This is a genomic window from Streptomyces sp. 2323.1, from assembly GCF_900221035.1.
Classification (GTDB): Bacteria; Actinomycetota; Actinomycetes; order Streptomycetales; family Streptomycetaceae; genus Streptomyces; species Streptomyces sioyaensis.
This window is the reverse complement of record NZ_LT907981.1, coordinates 3,276,251-3,300,571: the sequence shown is the minus strand read 5'-3', so window position 1 is coordinate 3,300,571 and position 24,321 is coordinate 3,276,251. Positions and strand designations below refer to the sequence as shown.

Here is a 24,321-nt window from a genome sequence, read left to right as displayed (position 1 = left end):
GCCCCGGCACCGCCCCCGCGCCACCCACCTCGGCGCCGCGCCCTCCGGCCCGGCCGCCGCCCGACGGGGTACCGTCGAGGGAGCAACCAGCGGACGCCGCAGGGGATTTCGTGGGGATCGAGAGTGATCAGCTCGTCTTTGACTATTTGAGCCGGGTCGGCGACCTGGCTCAGCAGCGGGGCCTGCCCTCCGGCACGCGGATGCGGCTGGTGAGCGGGCTGCGGGCCGAGCTCGACGGCCAGCGGGCCGACTCGGTCTCCGGTGTGAAGCGGATCCTGGCGCGGCTGGGCACCCCGGAAGCGGTGGTCGAGGCCGCGGGGGGCGCCGGCGACCGGACGCCGGGGGCTCCGGGGGCGGCGCCGGGCCCGTCGGCCCACACCGCCGCGGGTGCCGACGGGCCCGCCGTGCCGCTCGGCCCGCTGTCCGGCCGGCCGTCGCAGCCGGAGCCGTCGCGCCCCACCGCCCGCGAGCGGCTCACCGGCCTGGCCCGGCGCAGCGGGCTGACCGGCAAAAGCCCCCTGACCGGCACATACCCCCTGAACGACAAGGCGTCCGCCGGCGGCACGGTGCCCGGCCCGCGGGACGGCGCGCCGGACCCCCCGCCGGCCGTCGGCCTGCCGCCGCATCTGGCCGGCGCGGACGAGCTGGGGGACGGCGCGGCGCCCGACTGGTGGCGGGTGGAGCCGGGGCCGTTCGGTCCCGGGGAGACCGTGCCGGGGTTCGTCGGCGGGATCGAGATCCCCGAGATGTGGGACCGGCCGGAGAGCGAACGCCCGCTGTCGCTCCGGAAGGACGGCGCGCCGGCGGCCGACGGGGACGAGGCGCCGGACGCGGACGGCACCGGCGCCGTACAGCGCGGCCGCCCGCTGCCCCGGCTGCTGCGGCGGGCGCTCGGCCGGCCCCCCGCCCCGGTCGTCGCACCGGCCGGAGCCGAGGAACAGGAAGAGGTGCCGGCCGCCCCGGCCCGCCCGCCGCTCAGCCCGGCCCTGACGCTGGCCGTGCTGCTGCTGGTGGCCGGGGCGGCGCTGGGGTCGTGGCTGGCGTTGGCGGGCGGCTGGGGGCTGGCCTACGCCTCGCGTCGGCTGAGCCGTCCCGAGGCCAAGTTCGCGGCGCTCGGCGTGCCGGGGGCCGTCGTGGGCGGGATGGTGGTGTGGCTGTGGGGCCGGTTCGAGGGGCGCTGGGGCGCCCCGATCGCCCACGGCCGGCTGGGGCAGGAGATGCTCGACGGGCTGCCGGGGATGGTCCGGGTGGCGGCCGTCGCCTCGGCGCTGTTCCTGGTGTGGCGGATGCGGCGCGTGCCGCGCTGAGCGCCTCCAGCCGCGGGGGACGCACAGCCGGCCGGGCCCCGGCCACGTACGGCCCGGGCGCTGGCCACTACAGCCCGCCCGGACGAGGCACCGGCCACCTCCGGCCCCCCTTGCCCCCGCAGGCACAATGGCAGGCATGGCTGCGCACCCCCTGACGGTCGGATTCGACCTCGACATGACGCTGATCGACTCCCGACCCGGCATCAAGGCCGCCTATCAGGAGCTGTCCGCCAGGACCGGCACCTTCGTCGACGCCGAGGCCGCGGTGACCCGGCTGGGCCCGCCGCTGGAGCAGGAGATCAGCCGGTGGTTCCCCGAGGAGCGGGTGGCGGAGATCAGCGCGCTCTACCGCGCGCTGTACCCGGCCCACGCGATCACGGCCACCACGGCCATGCCCGGCGCCCGGGAGGCCCTCGACGCGGTGCATGCGGCAGGGGGGCGGGCGATCGTGGTGACCGCCAAATACGAGCCGAACGCCAAGCTGCACCTGACCCACCTGGGCCTCGCGGCGGACGCCGTCATCGGCGACCTGTGGGCGGAGGCCAAGGCCGAGGCGCTGCGCGCCCACGAGGCACAGATCTACGTCGGCGACCACACCGGCGACGTCCGGGGCGCGCACACCGCGGGTGCGCTGTCCGTGGCCGTCGCCACCGGCCCGTGCGCCGCGGACGAGCTGCGGGCGGCCGGCGCCGAGGTGCTGCTCGCCGATCTGACGGACTTCCCGTCGTGGCTGAAGCGCTACGTGGCGGAAGGGGCCGAGGGGGCGGACGGGGCGGATGCCTCGGAAGTGGCCTCGGCCTGACGGCGCTGCGCGGCAGCGGAGCGGATCACTCCGGCTGCGGCGACCAGAAATCCGGCGCCCATCAGCATGCACAGCCAGTAGAAAACGGACGGCAGCGGTTCGGTTCCGAGGAACAGCGGCGTCACCGTGGCGAGAGTGGCCACTGCGCCAACTAGGAACATGATCGCGCCGATTCGGACCAGTAGATCCCCGGCCTGGGGAGTTTCGTCAGACACCTGACCAGGGTAAGTCCGGGCCAGAAGCACCGAGGATCCACCCGGCGGCGTCTTGTCACCGGCCTTGGGACCATTAGCCTTGGTGGTGGCGGGTCCTGCGGCCCGCTGCATTGCTATCCGGACCGTTTTCTGCCGCAGAATTTCCCAGTATCTCCCGCCCATTTTTTTCCCACGAGTACGAGGACGAGGACAGACGTGCCTACCGGCAAGGTCAAGTGGTTCAACAGTGAGAAGGGCTTCGGCTTTCTCTCCCGCGATGACGGCGGTGACGTCTTCGTACACTCGTCGGTGCTGCCCGACGGCGTGGACGCACTCAAGCCTGGCCAGCGCGTCGAATTCGGCGTCGTTGCCGGCCAGCGCGGCGACCAGGCGCTTACCGTGACCCTCCTCGACCCCGCACCCTCGCTGGCCGCCGCCCAGCGCCGCAAGCCCGATGAACTCGCCTCGATCGTCCAGGACCTCACCACCCTCCTGGAGAACGTCACCCAGCAGCTGGAGCGCGGGCGTTACCCCGACAAGGTGCACGGCGCGAAGATCGCCGGCATGCTGCGCGCCGTTGCCGACCAGCTGGACGTCTGAGGCGAGCGGCCCCGCACCCGCCGGCCCGCCCGGCACCGTTCAGACGAAGCTCAGCGCATCGCGGCCGAGGGGCGGTACGAGCCCCTCGGCCGCGGCGCGGGTGAGCAGCCCGCGCACCGCGGCGTAACCGTCCTCGCCGAGGTCTGCGGTGAACTCGTTGACGTACAGCCCGATGTGCTGGTCGGCGACCTTCGGGTCCATCTCCTGGGCGTGCTCCAGGACGTACGGCCGGGACGCCTCGGGATCGTCCCAGGCCATCAGGACCGAGCTGCGGATCGCCGCCGCGAGCGCGCGCAGCGTCGGCGCGCCCAGCGACCGCTTGGCGATGATCGCGCCGAGCGGGATCGGCAGGCCGGTGGTGAGCTCCCAGTGCTCGCCCATGTCGGCCAGGCAGAACAGACCGTAGTTCTGGTACGTGAAGCGCGCCTCGTGAATGACCAGGCCCGCATCGACCTTGCCGTCGCGCACCGCCGGCATGATCTCGTGGAACGGCAGCACCACGATCTCCCCGACGCCGCCCGGCACCTCGGCCGCCGCCCACAGCCGGAACAGCAGATAGGCGGTGGAGCGCTCACTGGGCACCGCGACCGTCTTGCCGGCCAGATCCGCGGCCGTGCCCTGCCGCCGGGTCAGCACCAGCGGGCCGCACCCGCGCCCCAGCGCCCCGCCGCAGGGCAGCAGCGCATACTCTTCGAGCACCCACGGCAGCACCGCGTACGACACCTTCAGCACATCGAACTCACCGCGCTCGGCCATGCCGTTGGTGACGTCGATGTCGGCGAAGGTGACCGCCAGCTCCGGCGCGTCCGGGACGCGGCCGTGCGCCAGCGCATCGAAGACGAAGGTGTCGTTCGGGCACGGCGAGTACGCGATGTTCAGCGGCCGGGTCACGGGATCCTCCTCAGGGACGGTGCGACTCCCCGGCCGCCCGGGTGGCGGACGTCAGGGCTCCGGGAAGCGTACGGAAGACGTCGGTCAGGGCGGCCAGGGCGGCGCCGATGCGCCAGGCGCCGCGGTCCCGGGGGCCGACGGCGTTGGAGATCGTACGGATCTCCAGCACCGGCACCCCGTGCGCGGCGGCCGCCTCGGCGACCCCGAACCCCTCCATCGCCTCGGCCAGCACACCCGGGTGACGCTCCGCCAGCTCGGCGGTACGGGCCGCGCTGCCGGTGACCGTCGAGACGGTGACGACGGGGCCGGTGGCCGCACCGGCGGCCGCGGCGACGGCCTTCACCAGCGCCTCATCGGGACGGTGCAGCACCCTGCCGAAGCCGAGTTCGGTGACCGGCGCGAAGCCGTCGGGGGTCTCCGCGCCCAGATCGGCCGCGACGATCGCGTCCGCGACCACCACCGACCCCACGGGCGCACCGGAGGGGGCTCCCCCCGGTTGAGCATCGCCGGGACCGGGCGGGAAACCGCCGCCGATACCGGCCGAGACGACCAGGTCGTACGGCGCTCCGGTGAGCGCGGCGGCGGTCAGCGCGGTGGCCGTGCCGGCGGCCGCGGCGGCCGGGCCGACACCGGCGGCCAGCACATCGAGCGCCACCGGCCGGCCGGGCACCCGCCGCAGCGGGTATCCGCCCGGCAGCGTCGCCTCGTCGCAGGACTCCGCCGCGGCACACACCGCGTCGCGTTCGGCGGCCACCGCCGTGACGACCAGGACCCGCATCAGACGGCCCTCCGGCTCAGTTCTCCTGCTTCAGCGTGAAGTGCCACATGGCCTTGGGGCCGTCGCCCGCGTTCAGCTCCGCGACCTGGAGCGTCACGTCCTTGCTGTACGTGGTCTGCCCGGTCTGCGGGTTCTGCTGCATGAAGAGCGTGTCCGCGTCGAAGCTGCGGTACGTCTGCTTGCTGGGCTCGCGCATGACGGGGCCGGCGCCGATGACGATCCAGCCGGACTTGGCGATCTGCGGGTCGACGCCGACGCGCACCTTCTCACCGGGGTGCACGGTGATCGTCTTCTCGCCCTTCTTGGTCAGGCAGGCGGAGATGGCCTTCTTGGAGAGGACCTTGCCGTCTCCGTTGCAGCCGGGGGTGGCTTCGGCCTGCACCGTCGTCGACCCGACGGTCACGGTCGAGAGCGCGGTCGGCTTCTCGCAGGCGGAGAGGGTGATGACACCCAGGGACACGGCACCGATGGCGGCAGCGGCACGGCGGCCCTTGCCCCAGGAGATCAACGCAGCGGTCATACGGGCAGGCTATCGGGCGCCCCGGCACACGCCACGCCCGGGTACGGCGTGCCGCGTGCCCGCGGGAAGTCAGGCCACCCGGGGGGTCGGCGTACCGCCGCGCCGGGCCGCGCTCAGCAGTCCCCGTACGGCCAGCGCCACCCCCAGCATCACCAGCCCCGCGGCCACCGCCATCCCCACCGTGCCGATCAGCGGCAGCGAGATCCCGATCGCCCCGCCCACCACCCACGACATCTGCAGCGCCGTCTCGGACCGGGCGAACGCGGAGGTCCGTACCTCCTCCGGCACATCGCGCTGGATCATCGCGTCCAGCGACAGCTTCGCCAGCGCCTGGCACAGCCCCGCGACGGCCGCCGCGGCGGTGACCACGACCACCGCCACCACCTGGTAGAAGACCGCCGCCAGCACCGTCGCGCTCAGCGCCAGCCCCAGCATCGCCGCGACGATCGCCTCCGGCGCGCGGGCCTTCAGCCAGGCACCGACCGCCGTCCCCAGCGCATTGCCGGTACCGGCCGCCACCGCCACCAGCCCGAGCGAGGCAGCCGCCCCCAGCCCGCCCAGCGGATGCTCCCGCAACAGGAAGGCCAGGAAGAACGTCAGGAAACCGGAGAGCGCCCGCAGACAGGCGTTGGCCTGCAGCCCGTGCAGCACCGACGGCCCGACGGTGCGCAGCCCGGGCTTCCGCCCGCCGCCCGCCGCGGCCCGCACCGATGCCTCCCGGGACGTCAGCCGGGCCCGGCCCTCGCCCTTCGCCGAGTCGACCTTGTGCGGCAGCGAGAACGACAGGAACGTACCGGTGGCAAACACGACGAACGCCCCGTACAGCGGCCAGGCCGGCCCGAGCAGATGCAGCCCGGCACCTATCGGCGCCGCCACCCCGGTCGCCAGCAACCCCGCCAGCGTCACCCGCGAATTGGCCTTGACCAGCGAAATCCGTGGCGGCAGCAGCCGCGGCACCACCGCACTGCGGATCACGCCGTACGCCTTCGACGACACCAGCACCCCCAGCGCCGCCGGATACAGCTGCAGGCCGCCGGTCGCCACCGCGCCCGACATCGTCAGCGCCAGCAGCGCCCGCGCCAGCATCGCGCCCGCCATCGCCGCCCGCCGGCCGTGCGGCACCCGGTCCAGCAGCGGCCCGATCACCGGCGCGAGCAGCGCGAACGGAGCCATGGTCACCGCCAGATACAGCGCCACCCGGCCCCGCGCCTCGTTCGTCGGCACCGAGAAGAACACCGTCGAGGCCAGCGCGACCGTGATCATCATGTCGCCGGCGGAGTTCACCGCATGCAGCTCGATCAGCTTGCCCAGACCCGATTCGCCCGCGCCGTGCGCATGTGTGGCCCGCCGCAGGCCGCGCGCCGCGCCCGTGAACGGACGGTGCAGCGCCCGGCCCAGAGCCCGGCCGGCGCGGCGTGCCCGGCCGCCCCCGTATCCGCTCCGCGTCGAGGCGCGCGACCCCCCGGACGACGTTCGTGCTGACTTCCGTGAGGCCCTCGACACCTTCGACACCCTGGCGGCAGTCACCCGGCCATAGTGCCCCAACTCGCCCACGAGGGGGCACTTTCTCGGCACGGCCGCGCGGGGCGCACCGGTCCGTGATCGTCGCTGCGGACATTTGCCACTCCCGCCGAGGGGTCGTACACCGCTGAAGGGGTAGCGTGTGTAGCGCGCCACCGGCGGTCGTTTTTGGCCGCGTGCCTCCTCGCGATCCCGCAGAATGGGATGTGAGAGGTGCGCTCGACCGAAACGACCGGGCGCGGACGTCGACGCGGTCCCCAGGTCCGCTCCGCCCGCCCCGGTACCGCCGGTCGTCCGGACAGGACAAGGACAGCTCCGGCTGGCGCGCTCGTGAGACTGGCGTAGAAGAGAGAATCGATTCTTGTGAGTGCTGCGATGCGAAGCCGTACCCCCGACCGCCTGTGCGCCGAGGCGGTCGACCTTGCACGGGCGGCAGCGGAGGAAGCCGCGCTGCCCGGAATGGTCGGCGACCACATCGATGCCGTCGCCGACGGAGACCGCGTCGTCACCCACCTCTTCGCCTGCAACGAGCCGGGCTACCGCGGCTGGCGCTGGGCCGTGACGGTCGCCCGGGCCTCCCGTGCCAAGATCGTCACGCTCGACGAGACGGTCCTGCTGCCCGGCCCCGACGCGCTGCTCGCGCCGGAGTGGGTGCCGTGGAGCGAGCGGCTGCGCCCCGGCGACATGGGCCCCGGCGACCTGCTGCCCACCGAGGCCGACGACCTGCGGCTGGAGGCCGGCTTCTCCGGTGACGACATCCCGCCGCCGAACTCCGCCGTCGCGGAGGGCATGGCCGCCGAGGTCGCGGACACCGAGGAAGCCACCGTCCTGCCCGGCTCGCCCGCGATCCAGCCCGCCCCCGACCGCGGCGGCATCGCGGCCGTCGCCGAGGAACTGGGCATGCGCCGCGCCCGGGTCCTGTCCCGCTACGGCCTGCACATCGCCGCCGACCGCTGGGAAGAGGCCTACGGCGCCAAGACCCCCATGGCCCAGGCGGCCCCCGCCACCTGCATGACCTGCGGTTTCCTCACCCCGCTCACCGGCTCCCTGCGCCAGGCCTTCGGCGTCTGCGCCAATGAGTTCGCCCCCGCCGACGGCCGGGTCGTCTCCCTCGCCTACGGCTGCGGGGCGCACTCCGAGGCCGCCGTCATGCCGAAGCCGCCGCGGCCGGCCGCGCCGGTGGTGGACGAGACCGTGGTCGAGCCGTTGGCGTTGCGGCCGGAGCGGGACGGTGGGTCGGTGGAGGAGACGGGGCCGGCGGAGGAGCTTGGTCACAGCTGAGTGTGACGGTGTCGCCGAACGTATTCGGCTGCGGCGCCGTGCCTCGTCTGTTGTTTTCGCCTTCGGCGGGGTGCGGTGTTTGGGCGGGGGCTGCTGAGTGTGTGTGGTGGGTGCCGGTGGTAGGCCTCCGGGGCCTGTGTTGTGGACTGCTTCGCTTTACGTCCACAACACAGGCCCCTCCGGCCCACCACCTCCCGTCCGGGAAAGCGACCCCCGCCCGGTGGGGGGAATGGTCAAAAAGCCAGAAGCTCGGCCGCGTCGTACTCCGCCCAGCTTCTGGCTTTGTTTTTCTTCTGCACCCTCCACCGGGGTGGGGCCCACAACGGCGGGAGGGGGCAGGGGCGGAGGGGTGGGTGTGTGGACGTAAAGCGAAGCAGTCCACACACCCACCCCTCCGCCCCTGCCCCCGCCACCCACCACCCACGGGCCGGGGCCCCACCCCACAACCACCCCCGCTCCCGCCGAAGGCGGGGAACGAACCACAGAACAGCCACGGCGGGAAACCCGGCAACGTGGGGCGATACCGTCAGGGCCACGGACACACATAGGGAGACGGACAGTGACAGCTACGTCCTGGGTGCGAGGCGCAGCCGGAGATCCGTTCGGGACGGGGCGGCTCCGGCGTGGGGTGCTGGATGCCTGGGCCGCGTCGCCCGCCCGGTTCCGGGAGGATGCCAATGCCGAGGAGGACCTCGCGCTCGGCGGCTACCGCGACCGGCTCGTCGTGGAGCTGGCGCAGAACGCGGCGGACGCGGCGGCCCGGGCCGGTGTCCCCGGCCGGCTCCGGCTGACCCTGCACGCGGCCGACCGCGACGCGCCCGCCGTGCTCGTCTCGTCCAACACCGGTGCCCCGCTGGACGCGACCGGCGTCGAGTCGCTGTCGACGCTGCGGGCCTCCGCGAAGCGGGAGCCCAGTGTGGCGGCCGGTGCGGTCGGCCGGTTCGGTGTGGGCTTCGCCGCGGTGCTGTCCGTGAGTGACGAGCCCGCGCTGGTGGGCCGTACCGGAGGCGTGCGCTGGTCGCTGGCCGAGGCCCGGGCGATGGCCGAAGAGGTGGCGGCGCACAGCCCCGGCCTCGGCGGGGAGCTGCGCCGCCGGGACGGGCACGTACCGCTGCTGCGGCTGCCGCTGCCGGCGGAGGGCGGGGCGCCCGAGGGGTACGACACCGCCGTCGTACTGCCGCTGCGGGACGTCGCGGCGCAGGATCTGGCCGAGCGGCTGCTGGCGGGGATCGATGCGGCGCTGCTGCTGACGCTGCCGGGGCTGGCGGAGGTCGTGGTCGAGACGCCCGAGGGCGTACGGGAGTTGCGGCGCCGGCAGGACGGTCCGTACGTCCTGATCGAGGACAGCGAGCGGGGCGCCACCCGGTGGCGGGTGGCGAGCGACGGCGGTCCGCTGGACCCGGCGCTGCTGGCGGACCGGCCGGTCGAGGAGCGGCTGCGGCCGGTCTGGTCGGTGACCTGGGCGGTGCCGGTGGACGACGCGGGCGCACCGGCCCGGCCGGGGACGGCGCCGGTCGTCCATGCGCCGACGCCGACGGATGAGCCGCTGGGCCTGCCCGCGCTGCTGATCGCCTCGTTCCCGCTGGAGCCGACCCGGCGGCACGTCGCCCCGGGCCCGCTGGCGGACTTCCTGGTGGGTCGGGCGGCCGCGGCCTATGCGTCGCTGCTGGGCGAGTGGCAGCCGGTGTCGGTCGGCACCCTCGACCTGGTGCCGGGGCCGCTGGGCAAGGGCGGCCTGGACGGTGAGCTGCGCCGCCAGGTGCTGGAGCTGCTGCCGCGGGTGCGGTTCCTGCCGAGTGCGGGCGCGCCGGGCGACGGTGCGCAGGCCGAGCCCGAGGCGCCGGGCGAGTGGGACGAGGGCGACGGCGGCGTGGACCGCTATGTGCTGCGGCCGGTGGACGCCGAGCTGGTGGAGGGCGCGGGCGCGGCGACGGTCGGGGTGCTGGCCGAGCTGTTCCCGAGCCTGCTGCCGGCCGGCCTCGAACGCCGCCCGGAGCTGCGGGCGTTGGGCGTGGCCCGGGTGCCGCTCGGTGAGATGGTCGACCGGCTGGCGGGCGTCGAACGGTCGCCCGGCTGGTGGTGGCGGCTCTACGACGCGCTGGCCGGCACCGACCCGGACCGGCTCAGCGGGCTCCCGGTGCCGCTGGCGGGCACGGCGGGCCAGGGCCCCGGCGGGGCGAAGGGCACCGTACGGACCACGATCGGGCCGCGTCAGGTGCTGCTGCCGCAGCCCGCCGCCGGCCCCGAGGAGGACGCCGCGGCACGGCACCGCACCCTGGCCCGGCTGGGGCTGAAGGTTGCTCACCCCGACGCGGTGCACCCGCTGCTGGAGAAGCTGGGCGCCACCCCGGCCGCCCCGCGCGCCGTGCTGACCACGCCCCAGGTGCGGGCGGCCGTGGCGAACTCGCTGGACGCGGACGAGGACGCGTACGACGTCTTCGCCGACGAGCTGGGCGGGGCCTCGCTGGGCGCCGAGGAGCTGGCCGAGACGGTGCTCGGCCTGGTCCGGGACGCCGACCTCGCGCCGGGCGACGAGCCCTGGCTGGGGGCGCTCGCGCTGCCCGACGAGGACGGTGAGCTGGCGCCCGCCGGCGAACTGGTGTACCCGGGCAGCGACTTCGAGCGGGTCATCCGGGAAGACGAACTCGCCGCTTGTGACGGGGAGTTGGCCGACCGGTGGGGCGAGCAGCCGCTGACGGCCGTGGGTGTCATGGCCGCCTTCGCGCTCGTCCGGGCCACCGATGTCGTACTCGACCCGGACGAAATGGACCCGCGGGACGGGGATTTCGCCGAGCCGGACGACGTCGGCCTGCTGGACGCGGTGGACGTCTGGTGCGAGGACATCCTCGACGCACTGCCGGAGACCCCCGTCCCGCCGGTGGTGACCGAACTCGTCGCGGTCCGCGACCTCGACCTCGTCGACGACGACGCCTGGCCCCAGGTCCTGGCAATGCTGTCCCAGCCGCCGCTGCGCGACGCCCTGACCGCGCCCGTCCGGGTCCTGCTCCCGGACGGCACCACCGAGTCCGTCCGCCCGTACACCGCCTGGTGGCTGCGCGGACACCCGGTGCTCGACGGGCGCCGCCCCGCCGGTCTGCGGTCCGCCGGCGGTGACCCGCTGCTGGCCGGGCTGTACGAGTCCGCGGACGCGGGGGAGGTCGACGCGCAGGTCCTGCGGGCGCTCGGCGTCCGCACCTCGGTCTCCGCGCTCCTGGACGAGCCGGGCGGCGCGGCGGAGCTGCTCTCCCGGCTCGCCGACCCCGACCTGCCCGTAGGCGCCGCCCAACTGCACGCCCTCTACGGCATGCTGGCCGGCCTGGACCCCGATCAGGTGACCCTGCCCGACGAGCTGCGCGCCGTGATCGACCGTACGGTCCGGGTGGTGGACGCGGCCGATGCCGTGGTCGCCGACGCCCCGGACCTGATGCCGCTCGCCCGTGACCTGGCCCTGCTGCCGGTACGCCCGGGCCGCGCCGCCGCACTGGCGGAACTCCTCCAGGTACCGCGACTGAGCGAGGCGCTCACCGCCGAGGTCCGCTCCGAGGGCGTACGCCACGAGGTGCCGGACGCCGTACGCGTCCTGCTCGGCGCCACCACCCCCGAGGCATACCTGGAACACGAGGAGTTGCTCGTCGACGGCCCCGACGGCACCACCGAGCTGGACTGGCGCCGGACCCCGGACGGCACCGTGCACGCCGCAACCCTGGAGGGCGTCGCAGCGGGCCTGGCCTGGGCTGCCGGCCAATGGCCCCGCCGCTTCGAGGTAGCCGCCCTGCTGGAGGACCCGGAGCGGGGGGAGGAGCTGGCGCGGGCGCGGTGGTTCGACTGATGGAGGGGGCTGGTCCCGGTCGCGGTGGTGCGACGGGGGCCGGCCCCGCGTCATGCGCCAGGAATCGTCGTCATCCTCGTACTGTCTCAGCTATCTGAGCCAGGCAGGGAGATGATGCCGCCCATGCCCCTCGCGATCACGCCTGCCCTCCCCGCCGGAACCCTCTCGGCCGCCCCTCAGCCTTCTCTCCCTTCCACGGGCGGCGAGTTGCTGTTGCGCCCCTGGGAGACGGCCGACGCCCCCGTCCTCCAAGCCGCCTACCAGGACCAGGGGATCCGGCGCTGGCACATGCACCATGTGACGTCCCCGGCCGAAGCGCAGGAGTGGATCGCGGCCGCCCATCGTTCCTGGCGGCAGGAGCGGGACGCCCAGTGGGCCATCACCCGGGCCGACGGCGGCGAGATCCTCGGCCGGGCGGGCCTGCGCCGGATGGATCTGGACCATGGCGAAGCCGAGTGCGCGTACTGGGTCCTGCCGCACGCCCGCGGCACCGGCGTCGCCCCGCGCGCCCTCGCCACGCTGGCCGCCTGGGCGCTGGACGAGATCGGCTTCCACCGCCTCGAACTCGCCCACTCGACCGCCAACGAGCCCTCCTGCCGGGTCGCCGCCAAGTCCGGCTTCACCCTGGAGGGCACCCGCCGCAGCGCCCATCTGCAACAGGACGGCTGGCATGACATGCATCTTCATGCCCGGGTCCAGGGCGACGCTTGACCGGGCGCGGTCGGCCCCCGTCGCGGCGGTGCGGCGGGGGCCGGTTTTGCGTCGTGCGTTGGCGCTGTGCCTCAGGTGCCGAACTGGCCGTCCTTGAGGGCGGCGACGAAGGTGGACCAGCCTGCCTGGGAGAAGACACAGGCAGGTCCGTGCGGGTTCTTGGAGTCGCGTACCGGTACGGCACCGGGGTAGCCGTCGGCCACCTCGATGCACTCGGCTCCCTGGCCGTTGCTGTAGCTGGACTTGCGCCAGTGGGGCAGAGTGGACGCGTCAGGAATCTTCTTCATCCTCGTACCTTCTCAGGTAACCGCGAATCAGGTCGAGAGATTCTCGCTCCGGCAGGGCCTTGGAGCGGGCGATGTCAAACATGTGCGTGAGCTCAAGAACCTTTTCCGGCGCTTGCACTGGCTCCCCCGAAAAGAAGCTCTCGACGTATCCGATCGTAGCCCCGTTGTGGAGGGTGAGCAGGCTCAGGCTGCCGCCCAGCATGGGGTGTTCTCCCTGCGTAAAGGGCAGCACCTGGACTGCAATCTGGGATGATTCAACTACCGTGAGAACATGACGGAGTTGAAGGCACATGCACGCTGGGCCCCCGATCGGGCGCCTTAACGCCGCTTCATCCATGATTGCCCAGTAGTAGGGCACTTGCTCCTTCTCGAAGACACGCTTACGGCGCATTCGCGTGGCGACCCGCTCGTTTATGCGTTCCTCGGATTCGCCGGGAAGTGACTCACGGAACAGTGCGTGCGCATAGTCCTCGGTCTGCAAAAGCCCCGGGATCAAGCTGCTGCCGAATACCTGAATGCGCGCCGCCTTGCTCTCGCCGTCGACAACGACCCGGCCGTAGTCGGGAATCGAGGCGTCCTGTGCCATGGCCAGCAACTCCACGAAGAGGCCGTCCGTGACGAAATACGTGTCCAGGTCCTCGGCGAGCGCCTCCGACGGCAACTGCTCGCCCCGCTCCACCCGACTGAGGTACGTATGCGGGTAACCGACCTTGTCGGCGAGCGCCCGTTGCGACAGGTCCGCGGCTTCCCGCAGGCGGCGCAGACGCCGTCCCAGCACCGTACGCGGGGTGGCCCTGCCGTCGTCCTCGTTGTTCAGCTCCATTGCTCGAACACACCTTCAACTCGCTGTCCACTGACGGACTTTGGTGACACGCACAGCGTGCACCCAGCGTATTTCGTCGGCAATGCTGAGTAACGACGGAAAGACCCCCGCGACCGCTGCAACGGTCCGGGGGCGTGGTCATCACCCCATGAAGGTCGACGACATGAATCACGCTATCGCGAAACATTTCGAGCCCCCGTCCGAAGGCGACGGGGCGGCCGAACATCCCGAACCGGCACGCCTGCTGCCATGGTCCGGCCCCGGCGGAAAACCCTGCTACCTGGTGGGAGACGGCACCGGCTACGTCTCCCGTATCGCCGACGAAATTGAGCGGACGCAGCTCGACATGGCCGACGGCCTCCTCGGGCACGCCGAGGACATGCTCGGCTGTGAGCGGGTGACGGTCCCGGAGCTGCGCTTTCTCGCCCGCGGGTTGACCGACGTGCTGCGGGACGTACGGCGCATCGCGGAGAGCCGGGGTGCGCGGCTCCCGGCAACGGCTCAGGGTCTCGATGAGTGCGAGGGCTAGGGGGTGTCCGACGGGAGGGTGACGGTGGCGACGGCGCCCCCCTCGGGCGGGTTGAGCCAGCTCAGATGGGCACCGATCACTCCAGCCTGCCCGGTGACAATGGCCAGGCCGAGGCCGAGGCCGCCGTTGCCGCCGGTACGGAACCGCTGGGGGCCGTGGGCGATCAGCTCGGGCGGGAAGCCGGGGCCGTGGTCACGGACCCGCAGTTCGGGGCCGTCGACCTCCACCACCACCGGCTCCGCGCCGTGCCGCAGCGCGTTTGTCACCAGGTTGGTGAGGACACGATCGAGGCGGCGCGGGTCCGTCTCCCGCACGGTGTCGTGGATGACCTCCACGGCCACCTCCGCCTGCGGTCGGTCAGCCCGCACGCCCGCGACCACGCGCCGGGCGAGCGTGGCGAGTTGCACCTCCCTCGGCTCGGCACGCTCGCCCCCGTTGTCGATCCGAGCCACCTCTAGGACGTCCTCTATCAGGTCCCGCAGCCGTACGGCGCGCTCGCGGACCATCGCGGTTGGACGGTCGTCCCCGGTGAGCAGGCTCGATGCAGTCAGCAGTCCCGCAACCGGGGTGCGCAACTCGTGCGCGATGTTCGCCGTCACGGCGCGTTCGGACTCGATCCGGGCGGTGAGGGCCTGCGCCATTGCATTGACGGCCGCGGAGAGCTGGGCGATCTCGTCCCGTCCGCGCTGGGGCAGGCGGCTGCCCAGCTCCCCGTCCTTGATCCGGTTTGCCTGGCGGGTGGACCGCCGGAGCCGACGGACTATCGAGGCCGCCAGCCCGAGGCCCACGACGCTCGCGCCGAGCGCGCCGATGACGGCGGCGAACAGCGTGGCCCGTTCCAGATCCTCGAAGAGGTTCTGGGGAAAGTGGCGGCGGAGGGCCAGCAGTTCACCGTCTTCACCGCGGCCCGCGGCCCAGATGGTGGTTCCCGTCTCGTCCTCGTCCAGATAGGTAGCTACCCTGTCCCCGCTGGGAACGAGGTGGCTGCGGAGGGCCTCTGGCACTTCCGCCGGGTCAACTGTGAGACCGGCCGTGACCTGGCCCCAGGCCCAGTATCGCCGTGCGGCCTCCCGGTACTCGGCGGAGACGCTGTCGCGGCGGTCGTCCTGGACGATCTGCGGGACGAACGTGCCAGTCAACGTTGCCGACACCGCAGCCGTTGCAGCGATCGTCATCCCGATCTTGAAACGAAGGCCCATCCGCAGGCCCGTCCATATACGTGTGCCCACATGCATACCCACGCGCACGTTCTACGGCATGCCCGTCCGGGCCCAACCAGCGGGGCCTTCATCCCGCGGCGGTGCACGCGGCGCGGGGTCAGTTCGAGCGGAAGCGCTTGACGAGGCTCCAGATGACGACGATCGCGGAGAGGGCGAGGAGGGGCCACACCCACCAGTCGATAGCGCCGTCACCGGTGCCGCCGCTGTAGTGGTGGTAGTGGTGATGCGAGCGTGCCAGCACCCTGTAGGTCAGGTCCCCCGAGTGGAATGTCATGGGGCCGGAGTGTAGTGGGCAAGGCTGAGGTCGGGCCGTCGCGGTCCGCCGTCAGCGGGAGCCGAACTTCCGCTTGGCGAAAACCCAGATGAAGGCGATGACGGCGCCGACCACGATCATCCACCAGCCGCCGAAGCTGACGCCGGAGGAGTGGGAGTGGCCGGTCGAGTAGTGGCTGACATGGCTGGAGTGGTGGTGCGAGCGCGCCAGCAGTTCGTACGCGCGGTCCCCCGGGTGGAATGTCATGTACACAGCCTAGGGGGAGTGGGGCCGGCGCCGACATGGGGCCCCTCAAGCCGGGAACCGTCTCCCCACCCACCGCCAAGCGATCTCCAGCAGCCCCGCCGCGACCAGCGCGATGGCGACGGCCGCCCAGGGCATCGTCGTCCCGACCAGGCGCAGCGCGAAGAAGTGTTGCAGCCCGGGGGTGACGAGGACGAGGACGAAGGCCAGGCCCATGGCCAGGACGAGGGCGATCCGCCACCAGGTGTAGGGGCGGGCGATGATCGCCAGGACCCAGAGGGCGGCGAGGAAGAGGGTCAGGGTCGCGGTGCTGGTCTCGGCGGAGAGGGAGCCGGGGCCGGTGTAGTAGCTGCGGGCCAGGAGGTAGGTGGCGAAGGCGGCGAGGCCGGTGATCAGGCCGGAGGGGATCGCGTAGCGCATCACCCGGCGGACGAAGTGCGGGCGGGCGCGCTCCTTGTTGGGGGCCAGTGCCAGGAAGAACGCGGGGATGCCGATGGTCAGGGTGGAGAGCAGCGTCAGATGCCGCGGCAGGTACGGGTAGGGGATCTGGCAGCAGGCCACCAGGATCGCCAGGAGGACCGAGTAGACGGTCTTGGTGAGGAAGAGGGTGGCGACCCGGGTGATGTTGCCGATCACCCGGCGGCCCTCGGCGACGACCGAAGGCAGCGTGGCGAAGCTGTTGTTGAGCAGGACGATCTGGGCGACGGCGCGGGTCGCCTCGGAGCCGGAGCCCATGGCGACGCCGATGTCGGCGTCCTTGAGGGCGAGGACGTCGTTGACGCCGTCACCGGTCATCGCGACGGTGTGGCTGCGCAGCTGGAGGCCGGCGACCATGTCCCGCTTCTGCTGCGGGGTGACGCGGCCGAAGACCGCGGCCTGGTCGAGTACGGACGCCATCTCGGCCTTGTCGGAGGGCAGTTCGCGCGCGTCCACCGGGGCCTCGGCGCCCGGCAGTCCCAGGTGGGCGGCCACTGCGCCGACCGATACGGCGTTGTCGCCGGAGAGGACCTTCGCCTGGACGCCCTGGTCCGCGAAGTAGCGCAGGGTGTCGGGGGCGTCGGGGCGCAGCCGCTGCTCCAGGACGACCAGCGCGACGGGCCGTACGCCCCGGGCGACCTCGGGATCGTCCAGCTCCCGTGCGGCCCGGGCCAGCAGCAGTACCCGCAGGCCCTGTGCGTTGAGGTCGTCGACGTCGGTGAGGTGCTGGTCGCCGGGCGGCAGCAGCACATCGGGGGCGCCGAGCAGCCAGCCGGCGCGCTCGCCGTCCGGGCCGCTGAGGGTCGCGCCGCTGTATTTGCGGGCGGAGGAGAACGGCAGCGACCGGGTGCAGCGCCAGGTGCCGTCCGCCGGATAGGCGTCGATGACCGCCTGGAGGGAGGCGTTGGGGCGCGGATCGGAGGCGCCCAGCGCGCCCAGGACCTGGGCGGCGTACGCCTCGTCGCCGTCGAGGACCCGCAGCGCCTTGACGTCCATCCCGCCCTCGGTCAGCGTGCCGGTCTTGTCCAGGCAGACCACATCGACCCGGGCCAGCCCTTCGATCGCGGGCAGCTCCTGGACCAGGCACTTCTTACGGCCGAGCCGGATCACGCCGATCGCGAAGGCGACGGAGGTGAGCAGCACCAGGCCCTCGGGGATCATCGGCACGATGCCGGCGACCATGCGGCGGATCGCCGCGTCGCCGGGCAGCCCGAGGGTGAGCAGATGGCTGAGGATGAGGCCGATCGCGGTCGGGATCATCATCCAGGTCACGTACTTGAGGATCTGGCTGATGCCGGTGCGCAGTTCGGAGTGGACCAGGGTGAACCGGCTGGCCTCCTCGGCGAGCTGGGCCGCGTACGCCTGCCGGCCGACCTTGGTCGCGGTGAAGGCGCCGACGCCGGCCACCACGAAGCTGCCCGACATCACCGGCTCGCCCGGCTTCTTGAGGACCGGGTCGGCCTCGCCGGTCAGCAGCGATTCGTCGATCTCCAGGCCGTCGGACTCCAGGGTCTCGCCGTCGACGATGACCTTGTCGCCGGGCCCGAGTTCGATGAGGTCGCCGAGGACGACCTCGGCGGTGGGGATCTGCCCGGCGGTGCCGTCGCGCCGCACGGTCGGCCGGGCCTCGCTGATGACCGCCAGGTTGTCCAGCGTCTTCTTGGCGCGCAGCTCCTGGACGATGCCGATGCCGGTGTTGGCGACGATGACGAAGCCGAACAGGCCGTCCTGGAGCGGCCCGACGATCAGGATGATCACGAACAGCACGCCGATGATCGCGTTGAAGCGGGTGAAGACATTGGCGCGGACGATCTCGACGGCCGAGCGGGAGGACCGTACGGGGACGTCATTGACCTCGCCCCGGGCGACCCGCTCCGCGACCTCGGCGGCGGTCAGCCCGCGGTTGACCGGTTGCCGGACCGGCCGGCCGGCCGGCTCACCGCCGGGGCCGGGGTGCTCGGCGTCGGCCCGCGCCCGCTCCGTCATGCCCTCGACGTTACGGGCGGAAGGTGCACTTCACCCGCTGGATGGGCGGGTGCGGGGGTGGTCCGGGCGAGCGGCGCTCAGGATTCGGCGTCGGCCGCCGCGGCGGCCCGCTTGATCGCGGCGTCGCGCTTGCGGACGTACCAGATGCCCACCAGTCCCAGGCCGCCGCCGGCCAGACAGCTCCAGACCCACCAGGCGTGGCCGTGGTCGGCGTACCAGCCGTAGAAGGGGAGCTGCCCGAGGAAGAGCACGAACCAGATGATGGTGCCGCCGATGACCGTGCCGACGACGGGGCCCTCCAGAGGCGCCGGGGCCTCGCGCAGTTCGGACTTCTTCCACATGGTGCTCAGCTTACGGGGAGGGGGTGCGGGGGCCGCGGGCGGCGTGCGGGGAGGGGGCGGTGCGGGGACGCGGCGCATACGGGGACAGGTGCGCCAAGGGTCTACGCGCGGAGATAGCGATCAACGAATTGTTTATTCATACTGAACCTTTCTGGGACTGGCCGGATTGGGTCGTCGATTCATCCAAGCTGATCCCTCAGCTTCTGCATCCGTACGTGTTCCGGGCCCTCGGGCCCCCGCGCCTGCCCAGGCCCGTCCTACTGAGGTCCCCGCATGCCCCCCTCGGCCACCACGCCGGTCGACACCCTTGAGAACCCCGGTCCGAAGCCGCCCAAGAACGCCGTGGACCGCTTCTTCAAGATCTCCGAGCGGGGGTCGACAGTCAGCCGCGAACTGCGCGGCGGACTGGCGACGTTCTTCGCGATGGCCTACATCATCGTGCTGAACCCGATCATCCTCGGCTCCGGTGTCGACAAGTTCGGCCATCATCTCGACAACGCCCAGCTGGTCACCGCCACCGCGCTGATGGCCGGTCTGAGCACGGTCCTGATGGGCGTCATCGGCAATGTTCCGATCGCCATCGCGGCGGGCCTGGGCATCAACGCCGTGGTCGCGCTGCAGCTCGCGCCCAAGATGAGCTGGCCGGACGCGATGGGCATGGTCGTGCTCGCCGGTCTGGTGCTGATGATCCTGGTCGCCTCGGGTCTGCGGCAGCGGGTGATGGATGCCATCCCCAACGGCCTGCGGCGCGCCATCGCCATCGGTATCGGCCTGTTCATCTCGCTGATCGGCCTGGTCGACGCGGGCTTTGTGACCCGGAACCCGGACGCCGCGCACACCACCGTCCCGATGGGGCTCGGTCAGGGCGGACAGCTCCAGGGCTGGCCGGTGCTGGTCTTCGTGATCGGCCTGGTGCTGATGTTCGTGCTGGTCGTCCGCAAGACCAAGGGCGCCATCCTGATCGGCATGGTCAGCATGGCCGTCCTCGCGATCGTCATCAACGCCGTCGCGAACATCCCGGACGCGGCCTGGGGCCTGGCGGTCCCGAACGTCCCGAGCAAGATCGTCGACACCCCCGACTTCGGGCTGATCGGGCAGATCAGCCTGTTCGGCGGCTTCAAGGAAGTCGGCGTGCTGACCGGCTGCCTGTTCGTCTTCACCGTGCTGCTGTCCGGCTTCTTCGACGCGATGGGCACCATCATCGGCGTCGGCGAGGAGGCCGGTCTGCTGAACAACGAGACCGGCCAGCTGCCGAACATGGGCAAGATCCTCATGGTCGACGGCCTTGCGGTCGCCGGCGGCGGCTTCGGCTCCGCCTCCGCCAACACCTGCTTCGTGGAGTCCACCGCCGGTGTCGGTGAGGGCGCCCGCACGGGTCTGGCGAACCTGATGACCGGCGGCCTCTTCCTGCTCGCGCTGATCTTCACGCCGCTGGCGACCGTCGTCCCCTCGCAGGCCGCGACGCCCGCGCTGGTGGTCGTCGGCTTCCTGATCATGGCCTCGAACGTGCAGGCCATCGACTGGGGCGACTTCACCATCGGCATCCCGGCGTTCCTGACGCTGATCTCGATGCCGTTCTCGTACAGCATCACCAACGGCATCGGCATCGGCGTCCTGGCCTTCATCCTGCTGCGCGCGGCGACCGGGCGGGTCAAGGAGATCCCCTGGCTGCTGAACGTCGTCGGGTTGTTCTTCCTGGTCTACTTCCTGCTCCACCCGATCGAGCAGGCGCTCGGGGTCAAGTAACCGGCTACTGGAACCCCAGCTTCTGCGACTTGTCGAGCGAGGAGTGGAACCGCTCGTCGAAGTCCTCGCGAATGAGCGTCCGGACCACATAGTCCTGGACGCTCATTCCGCGTTTTGCGGCGTGCTGCCGTATGCGCTCCAGCAGTTCCCCGTCCACCCGCACGCTGAGCACTTGCGATCCCATGCGGACACGGTCCCGTCCTCCTGCTGTCAGGCGCGTCACTTTCCCCCGCGCCCTCACTCGTTCGGGTGATTTGCGCGGGGGTTCCGGCTTTCCTTAGATAAGGTAATGAGTTACGCTAAGGAACATGCCGGAACTGTCCCGCCCCGAGCCTGACGGCCGCGAGGTGCCCCCAGACGACGCAGCCGCGGTGAATGCGCTGCGGTCCGCCGTGATGCGCCTGTCGCGCCGGCTCAAGCACCAGCGGGTCGATGAATCGCTGAGCCCCACCGAGATGTCGGTGCTCGGCACCCTGTTCCGCTGCGGCCACGCCACCCCCGGGGAGCTGGCCCGCAAGGAGCATGTGCAGCCGCCGTCGATGACCCGCATCGTGGCCATGCTGGAGGCCAAGGGGCTGGTCCGGCTCGAACCGCACCCCGACGACCGCCGCCAGAAGGTCGTCACCCAGACCGAACAGGCCGAGGCGATGCTCGAAGAGAGCCGCCGCAAGCGCAACGCCTGGCTCGCCGAGCTGGCCTCCGGGCTGGACGAGGACGAGTGGGCGAAGGTGCGCGCCGCCGCGCCGGTACTGGAGAAGCTCGCCCAGTTGTAGACACCAAGCCCGAGGAGGCGAACCCACTTTGAGTACGGGATCCGGAGCACCTTCCGCCCCCGCACCGAACTCCCACCACGACACGGTTTCCGACGACGCGACCGCGACCGCCCCGGGCACTGCCCCGGCGCTCGCCGCCGGCCCCGCCGCCACGCCGCGCAAGGGCACGTTCAGCTCGCTCCGTATACGTAATTACCGCCTTTTCGCCACCGGCCAGATGGTGTCCAACACGGGCACCTGGATGCAGCGCATCGCCCAGGACTGGCTGGTGCTCAGCCTCACCGGCTCCTCCGCCGCGGTCGGTATCACCACCGCGCTGCAGTTCCTGCCGATGCTGCTCTTCGGCCTCTACGGCGGCGTCATCGCCGACCGCTTCGCCAAGCGCACGCTGCTGTTCCTGACCCAGTCCGCCATGGGCCTGACCGGCCTGGCCCTCGCCGTGCTCACGCTCAGCGGAGAGGTGCAGGTCTGGCACGTCTACCTGGTCGCCTTCGCCCTCGGTATGGTCACCGTCGTCGACAACCCCTGCCGGCAGGCGTTCGTCTCCGAGATGGTCGGCCAGGACGAGCTGAGCAACGCCGTCAGCCTCAACTCCGCCAACTTCCAGTCCGCGCGGCTGATCGGGCCCGCCGTCGCCGGTGTGCTGATCACCGCGTTCGGCAGCGGCTGGGCCTTTCTGTTCAACGGTCTGTCGTTCCTCGCCCCGATCGCCGGACTGCTGATGATGCGTACCTCCGAGCTCCACGAGGTCGAGCGGGCCCCGCGCAGCAAGGGGCAGTTGCGGGAGGGCCTGCGGTACGTCTCCGGGCGCCCCGACCTGATCTGGCCGATCGTGCTGGTCGGCTTCATCGGGACCTTCGGCTTCAACTTCCCGATCTGGCTGACCGCGTTCGCCCACCACGTCTACCACCAGGGCGCCGGCACCTACTCCCTGTTCAACGGGCTGATGGCGGCCGGTTCGCTGATCGGCGCGCTGCTCGCGGCCCGCCGGGCCGGCTCCCGGCTGCGGCTGCTGGTCGGCGCGGCGCTGCTCTTCGGTGCCCTGGAGATCGCCGCCGCGCTCGCCCCGTCGTTCTGGGTCTTCGCGGCGCTGCTCGCCCCGATCGGCATGGTCGGCCTGACGATCAACGTCACCGCCAATTCGAGCATCCAGATGGCCACCGATCCGCTGATGCGGGGCCGGGTGATGAGCCTGTTCATGATGGTCTTCGTGGGTGGCACCCCGCTCGGCGCCCCGGTCGTCGGCTGGGTCACCGACACCTTCGGCCCCCGGACCGGCTTCGTGGCGGGCGGCGCGATCTCCATGGGCGCCGCGGTCGTCATCGGTCTGATCCTCGCGCGGGTGGGCGGTCTGCGCCTCAAGATCGACCTGCGTCGCGGCCGACAGCACGTCGCCTTCGTCCCCCGGAGCTGCCCGACCACCTCGTCCGCGGAGAAGGATTTGGCCCCGGCCGCCTAGCAGGGCTTCCCGCCCTGGGCGGCCTAGCAGGGCTTTCCGCCCTGGTGGAGGACGACCGGCCGGCGCCCGTCTGATGGGGCGCCGGCCGGTGGTGGCTAGGCGAACGGCCCCTCGGTGATAAAGCGCCGGAGGTGGCGCGCGAAAGTCTTGGCTTCGCCGGCCGGCCAGGAGGCGAGGCTGGCCTCGATATGGGCGGACAGCCGCCGGCGCAGGCTTTCCACCGTGCGTTCGCCCTCTTCTGTGAGGGCGAGCAGCGTCGCGCGCCGGTCCGCGGGATCCGGTTCGCGCCGTACGAGCCCGGCTTCCTCCAGTCTGGAGGCGCGGCGGGTGACGCCGGAGCGGTCGAGTCCCACGTCGGGGGCCAGGTGGGCGGCGCTGCGCGGCCCGGTCCTGGCCAGCCCGCTGAGGACCGGGTAGGTCAGCTCGTCCACGGCTTCCCCCATGCCGTCGGTCAGCGTGCGGTACAGCTCCGTGCGGGTGCTGCGCCTGAGCAGCACGCCCAGGGCGTCGGCGATCTCGTCTCCAACATCTGCATCGGTCTTCATCCCTCCAGATTAGCGTGCGCGACGCACGTATATGGGTTATGGTGAGGAAGAAGCGTGCGCCGCGCACGCATTTCCGTGAGGGACGCTCGAAAGGATCGCGCCATGAACCGCACCGGTATCGCCGCCGCACTCACCGACCTGCTCTTCACTCCCGCTCTCGACCTCGACGAAGCCGCCGACCGGCACTTCGCCCCCGACTACCGCCAGCGCACCGACGGTGAGTGGGCCGACCGCAACGAATTCCTCCAGCACATCGCCCATCTCCGCACGGTCGTGGCCGATGGCTCCATCGAGGTCCACGACGAGCTGTCCGACGGCCTCCGCTACGCCGACCGGCATACGGTCCGCGTCACGAAGAAGGACGGCTCTGCTGTGCGCACGGAGGTCTATGTGTTCGCGGAATTCGCAGCCGACGGCCGCTTCCGCCGCATCGAGGAGACCACCCTCATGCTCGAAGGGTCCGACGCGGACCGGGACCTGGGCAGCGCCCGCTGAGGCGGGATGACGAGCCGCATGCGGGCGCGGCCGGCCGTGCTGCCCAACACGGCCGTCCGTGGCGCCAGGTCAGTCCGGCATCCGCTGGACGGGCGGTGTGCTGCGCCACACTGGCCGCATGAGACTCTTCGCCGCCGTCCTGCCCTCCGCTCGCGCGCTGGAAGAACTGGCCGCCGAGGTCGCGCAGTTGAAGGCGCTCCCGGCCGCCGACCGGCTGCGGTGGACCGGCCGCGACGGCTGGCACTTCACGCTGGCCTTCTACGGCGAGGTGCCCGAGGACCTGGTCCCCGGGCTCCGGGAGCGCCTGGCCCGCGCCGCCCATCGCCGTGACCCGTACGAGCTGCGGATCGCCGGCGGCGGCCGCTTCTCGGACCGGGTGGTGTGGGCCGGGGCCGACGGCGACCGCCCCGCCATGCGCCGGCTCGCCGACTCGGCGTCGGCGGCGGGCCGCCGGGCCGGCCTCGCCATGGACGACGAGCACCGCCCGTACACACCCCACCTCACCCTGGCCCGGAACCGGGTTCCCCACCTGGACCTGCGTCCGTACGCGCACGCGCTCAAGGAGTTCGCCGGCACCACCTGGACCGTCGACACCCTCTCGCTGATGCACAGCCGTCTCCCCGCGCCCGGCGAGGCGGGCCGCCGGCCCAGGTACGAGGAGGTGGGGTCCTGGCCGCTCGGCCACTGAG

The 24,321-nt window shown here is 72.1% G+C and carries 26 protein-coding genes; 12 read left to right on the top strand and 14 right to left on the bottom strand.

Features of this window, described 5'->3' with window-relative positions; translation table 11 throughout:
- Positions 1-110 precede the first annotated feature (110 nt).
- Complete coding sequence (locus CPH93_RS13670) at positions 111-1,307, top strand: hypothetical protein (RefSeq protein WP_096213013.1); 1,197 nt, start codon at positions 111-113, stop codon at positions 1,305-1,307.
- A gap of 136 nt (positions 1,308-1,443) precedes the next feature.
- Positions 1,444-2,109, top strand: a complete 666-nt coding sequence (locus CPH93_RS13665; protein ID WP_096213012.1) for an HAD family hydrolase — start codon at positions 1,444-1,446, stop codon at positions 2,107-2,109.
- Here CPH93_RS13665 and CPH93_RS13660 read toward each other — a convergent pair.
- Entirely contained in the window at positions 2,046-2,324 is a 279-nt protein-coding gene (locus CPH93_RS13660) for a hypothetical protein (RefSeq protein WP_093489032.1), read from the bottom strand. The genes CPH93_RS13665 and CPH93_RS13660 overlap by 64 nt on opposite strands.
- A 195-nt stretch (positions 2,325-2,519) precedes the next feature.
- On the opposite strand from CPH93_RS13660, the gene CPH93_RS37260 reads away from it, so the two are divergent.
- Positions 2,520-2,903 (top strand): cold-shock protein, encoded by a 384-nt coding sequence (locus CPH93_RS37260; RefSeq protein WP_006603835.1) that lies wholly within the window; start codon positions 2,520-2,522, stop codon positions 2,901-2,903.
- Positions 2,904-2,942: 39 nt separating this feature from the next.
- Here CPH93_RS37260 and CPH93_RS13650 read toward each other — a convergent pair whose 3' ends face one another.
- From CPH93_RS13650 to CPH93_RS13635, 4 genes are all read right to left on the bottom strand, one after another.
- Positions 2,943-3,794: a 1,4-dihydroxy-6-naphthoate synthase gene (locus CPH93_RS13650; RefSeq protein ID WP_093484645.1), complete on the bottom strand. Its 852-nt coding sequence runs from the start codon at positions 3,792-3,794 to the stop codon at positions 2,943-2,945.
- A gap of 10 nt (positions 3,795-3,804) precedes the next feature.
- Complete coding sequence (locus CPH93_RS13645; protein WP_093484646.1) at positions 3,805-4,572, bottom strand: futalosine hydrolase; 768 nt, start codon at positions 4,570-4,572, stop codon at positions 3,805-3,807.
- Positions 4,573-4,588: 16 nt separating this feature from the next.
- Positions 4,589-5,092 (bottom strand): hypothetical protein, encoded by a 504-nt coding sequence (locus CPH93_RS13640; protein WP_093484647.1) that lies wholly within the window; start codon positions 5,090-5,092, stop codon positions 4,589-4,591.
- Between the two features lie 69 nt (positions 5,093-5,161).
- On the bottom strand, positions 5,162-6,595 hold the full coding sequence (locus CPH93_RS13635) for an MFS transporter (RefSeq protein ID WP_443031465.1): 1,434 nt from the start codon (positions 6,593-6,595) through the stop codon (positions 5,162-5,164).
- Positions 6,596-6,988: 393 nt separating this feature from the next.
- On the opposite strand from CPH93_RS13635, the gene CPH93_RS13630 reads away from it, so the two are divergent.
- The 3 genes from CPH93_RS13630 (at position 6,989) to CPH93_RS13620 (ending at position 12,434) form a co-directional block, all read left to right on the top strand.
- Positions 6,989-7,894 (top strand): DUF3027 domain-containing protein, encoded by a 906-nt coding sequence (locus tag CPH93_RS13630; protein ID WP_096213011.1) that lies wholly within the window; start codon positions 6,989-6,991, stop codon positions 7,892-7,894.
- Between the two features lie 628 nt (positions 7,895-8,522).
- Positions 8,523-11,723, top strand: a complete 3,201-nt coding sequence (locus tag CPH93_RS13625; protein WP_443031464.1) for a sacsin N-terminal ATP-binding-like domain-containing protein — start codon at positions 8,523-8,525, stop codon at positions 11,721-11,723.
- 123 nt (positions 11,724-11,846) lie between these two features.
- Positions 11,847-12,434, top strand: a complete 588-nt coding sequence (locus tag CPH93_RS13620; protein ID WP_096213009.1) for a GNAT family N-acetyltransferase — start codon at positions 11,847-11,849, stop codon at positions 12,432-12,434.
- Positions 12,435-12,505: 71 nt separating this feature from the next.
- Here the strand turns inward: CPH93_RS13620 and CPH93_RS13615 are convergent, their stop codons facing one another.
- Positions 12,506-12,721, bottom strand: coding sequence for a DUF397 domain-containing protein (locus tag CPH93_RS13615; RefSeq protein WP_096213008.1), 216 nt, complete (start codon positions 12,719-12,721; stop codon positions 12,506-12,508).
- Positions 12,705-13,544 carry a helix-turn-helix domain-containing protein gene (locus CPH93_RS13610; RefSeq protein ID WP_096213007.1) on the bottom strand — a complete coding sequence of 280 codons (840 nt, stop codon included), beginning with the start codon at positions 13,542-13,544 and terminating at the stop codon, positions 12,705-12,707. The genes CPH93_RS13615 and CPH93_RS13610 overlap by 17 nt, the downstream gene beginning before the upstream one ends.
- A 148-nt stretch (positions 13,545-13,692) precedes the next feature.
- Between CPH93_RS13610 and CPH93_RS13605 the strand changes: the two genes are divergently transcribed.
- On the top strand, positions 13,693-14,073 hold the full coding sequence (locus CPH93_RS13605; RefSeq protein WP_096213006.1) for a hypothetical protein: 381 nt from the start codon (positions 13,693-13,695) through the stop codon (positions 14,071-14,073).
- Here CPH93_RS13605 and CPH93_RS13600 read toward each other — a convergent pair.
- The 5 genes from CPH93_RS13600 to CPH93_RS13585 form a co-directional block, all read right to left on the bottom strand.
- Positions 14,070-15,212 (bottom strand): HAMP domain-containing sensor histidine kinase, encoded by a 1,143-nt coding sequence (locus CPH93_RS13600; protein ID WP_231977313.1) that lies wholly within the window; start codon positions 15,210-15,212, stop codon positions 14,070-14,072. The genes CPH93_RS13605 and CPH93_RS13600 overlap by 4 nt on opposite strands.
- 178 nt (positions 15,213-15,390) lie before the next feature.
- Complete coding sequence (locus tag CPH93_RS36045; protein WP_143048080.1) at positions 15,391-15,567, bottom strand: DUF4175 domain-containing protein; 177 nt, start codon at positions 15,565-15,567, stop codon at positions 15,391-15,393.
- A gap of 51 nt (positions 15,568-15,618) precedes the next feature.
- Positions 15,619-15,813, bottom strand: coding sequence for a hypothetical protein (locus CPH93_RS13595; RefSeq protein ID WP_093484655.1), 195 nt, complete (start codon positions 15,811-15,813; stop codon positions 15,619-15,621).
- 45 nt (positions 15,814-15,858) lie between these two features.
- Complete coding sequence (locus CPH93_RS13590; RefSeq protein ID WP_096213005.1) at positions 15,859-18,273, bottom strand: HAD-IC family P-type ATPase; 2,415 nt, start codon at positions 18,271-18,273, stop codon at positions 15,859-15,861.
- Between the two features lie 77 nt (positions 18,274-18,350).
- Complete coding sequence (locus CPH93_RS13585) at positions 18,351-18,614, bottom strand: DUF2530 domain-containing protein (RefSeq protein ID WP_093484657.1); 264 nt, start codon at positions 18,612-18,614, stop codon at positions 18,351-18,353.
- A 273-nt stretch (positions 18,615-18,887) separates the two neighbouring features.
- Between CPH93_RS13585 and CPH93_RS13580 the strand changes: the two genes are divergently transcribed.
- A complete protein-coding gene (locus CPH93_RS13580; RefSeq protein WP_096213004.1) occupies positions 18,888-20,360 on the top strand; it encodes an NCS2 family permease in 1,473 nt (490 codons plus the stop codon).
- 4 nt (positions 20,361-20,364) lie between these two features.
- On the opposite strand, the gene CPH93_RS13575 is transcribed toward CPH93_RS13580, so the two are convergent.
- Positions 20,365-20,544 (bottom strand): ribbon-helix-helix protein, CopG family, encoded by a 180-nt coding sequence (locus tag CPH93_RS13575; protein WP_093484659.1) that lies wholly within the window; start codon positions 20,542-20,544, stop codon positions 20,365-20,367.
- A 124-nt stretch (positions 20,545-20,668) separates the two neighbouring features.
- On the opposite strand from CPH93_RS13575, the gene CPH93_RS13570 reads away from it, so the two are divergent.
- Positions 20,669-21,133 carry a MarR family winged helix-turn-helix transcriptional regulator gene (locus CPH93_RS13570; RefSeq protein WP_006603817.1) on the top strand — a complete coding sequence of 155 codons (465 nt, stop codon included), beginning with the start codon at positions 20,669-20,671 and terminating at the stop codon, positions 21,131-21,133.
- A gap of 28 nt (positions 21,134-21,161) precedes the next feature.
- Positions 21,162-22,592: an MFS transporter gene (locus tag CPH93_RS13565; protein WP_093484660.1), complete on the top strand. Its 1,431-nt coding sequence runs from the start codon at positions 21,162-21,164 to the stop codon at positions 22,590-22,592.
- 95 nt (positions 22,593-22,687) lie between these two features.
- Here CPH93_RS13565 and CPH93_RS13560 read toward each other — a convergent pair whose 3' ends face one another.
- Positions 22,688-23,137, bottom strand: coding sequence for a MarR family winged helix-turn-helix transcriptional regulator (locus CPH93_RS13560; RefSeq protein WP_093484661.1), 450 nt, complete (start codon positions 23,135-23,137; stop codon positions 22,688-22,690).
- 102 nt (positions 23,138-23,239) lie between these two features.
- On the opposite strand from CPH93_RS13560, the gene CPH93_RS13555 reads away from it, so the two are divergent.
- Together CPH93_RS13555 and thpR are read left to right on the top strand one after the other, a co-directional pair.
- Positions 23,240-23,632 carry a nuclear transport factor 2 family protein gene (locus CPH93_RS13555; RefSeq protein WP_093484662.1) on the top strand — a complete coding sequence of 131 codons (393 nt, stop codon included), beginning with the start codon at positions 23,240-23,242 and terminating at the stop codon, positions 23,630-23,632.
- Between the two features lie 118 nt (positions 23,633-23,750).
- Complete coding sequence (thpR, locus tag CPH93_RS13550; protein WP_096213003.1) at positions 23,751-24,320, top strand: RNA 2',3'-cyclic phosphodiesterase; 570 nt, start codon at positions 23,751-23,753, stop codon at positions 24,318-24,320.
- The last annotated feature ends 1 nt before the right edge of the window (position 24,321 follow it).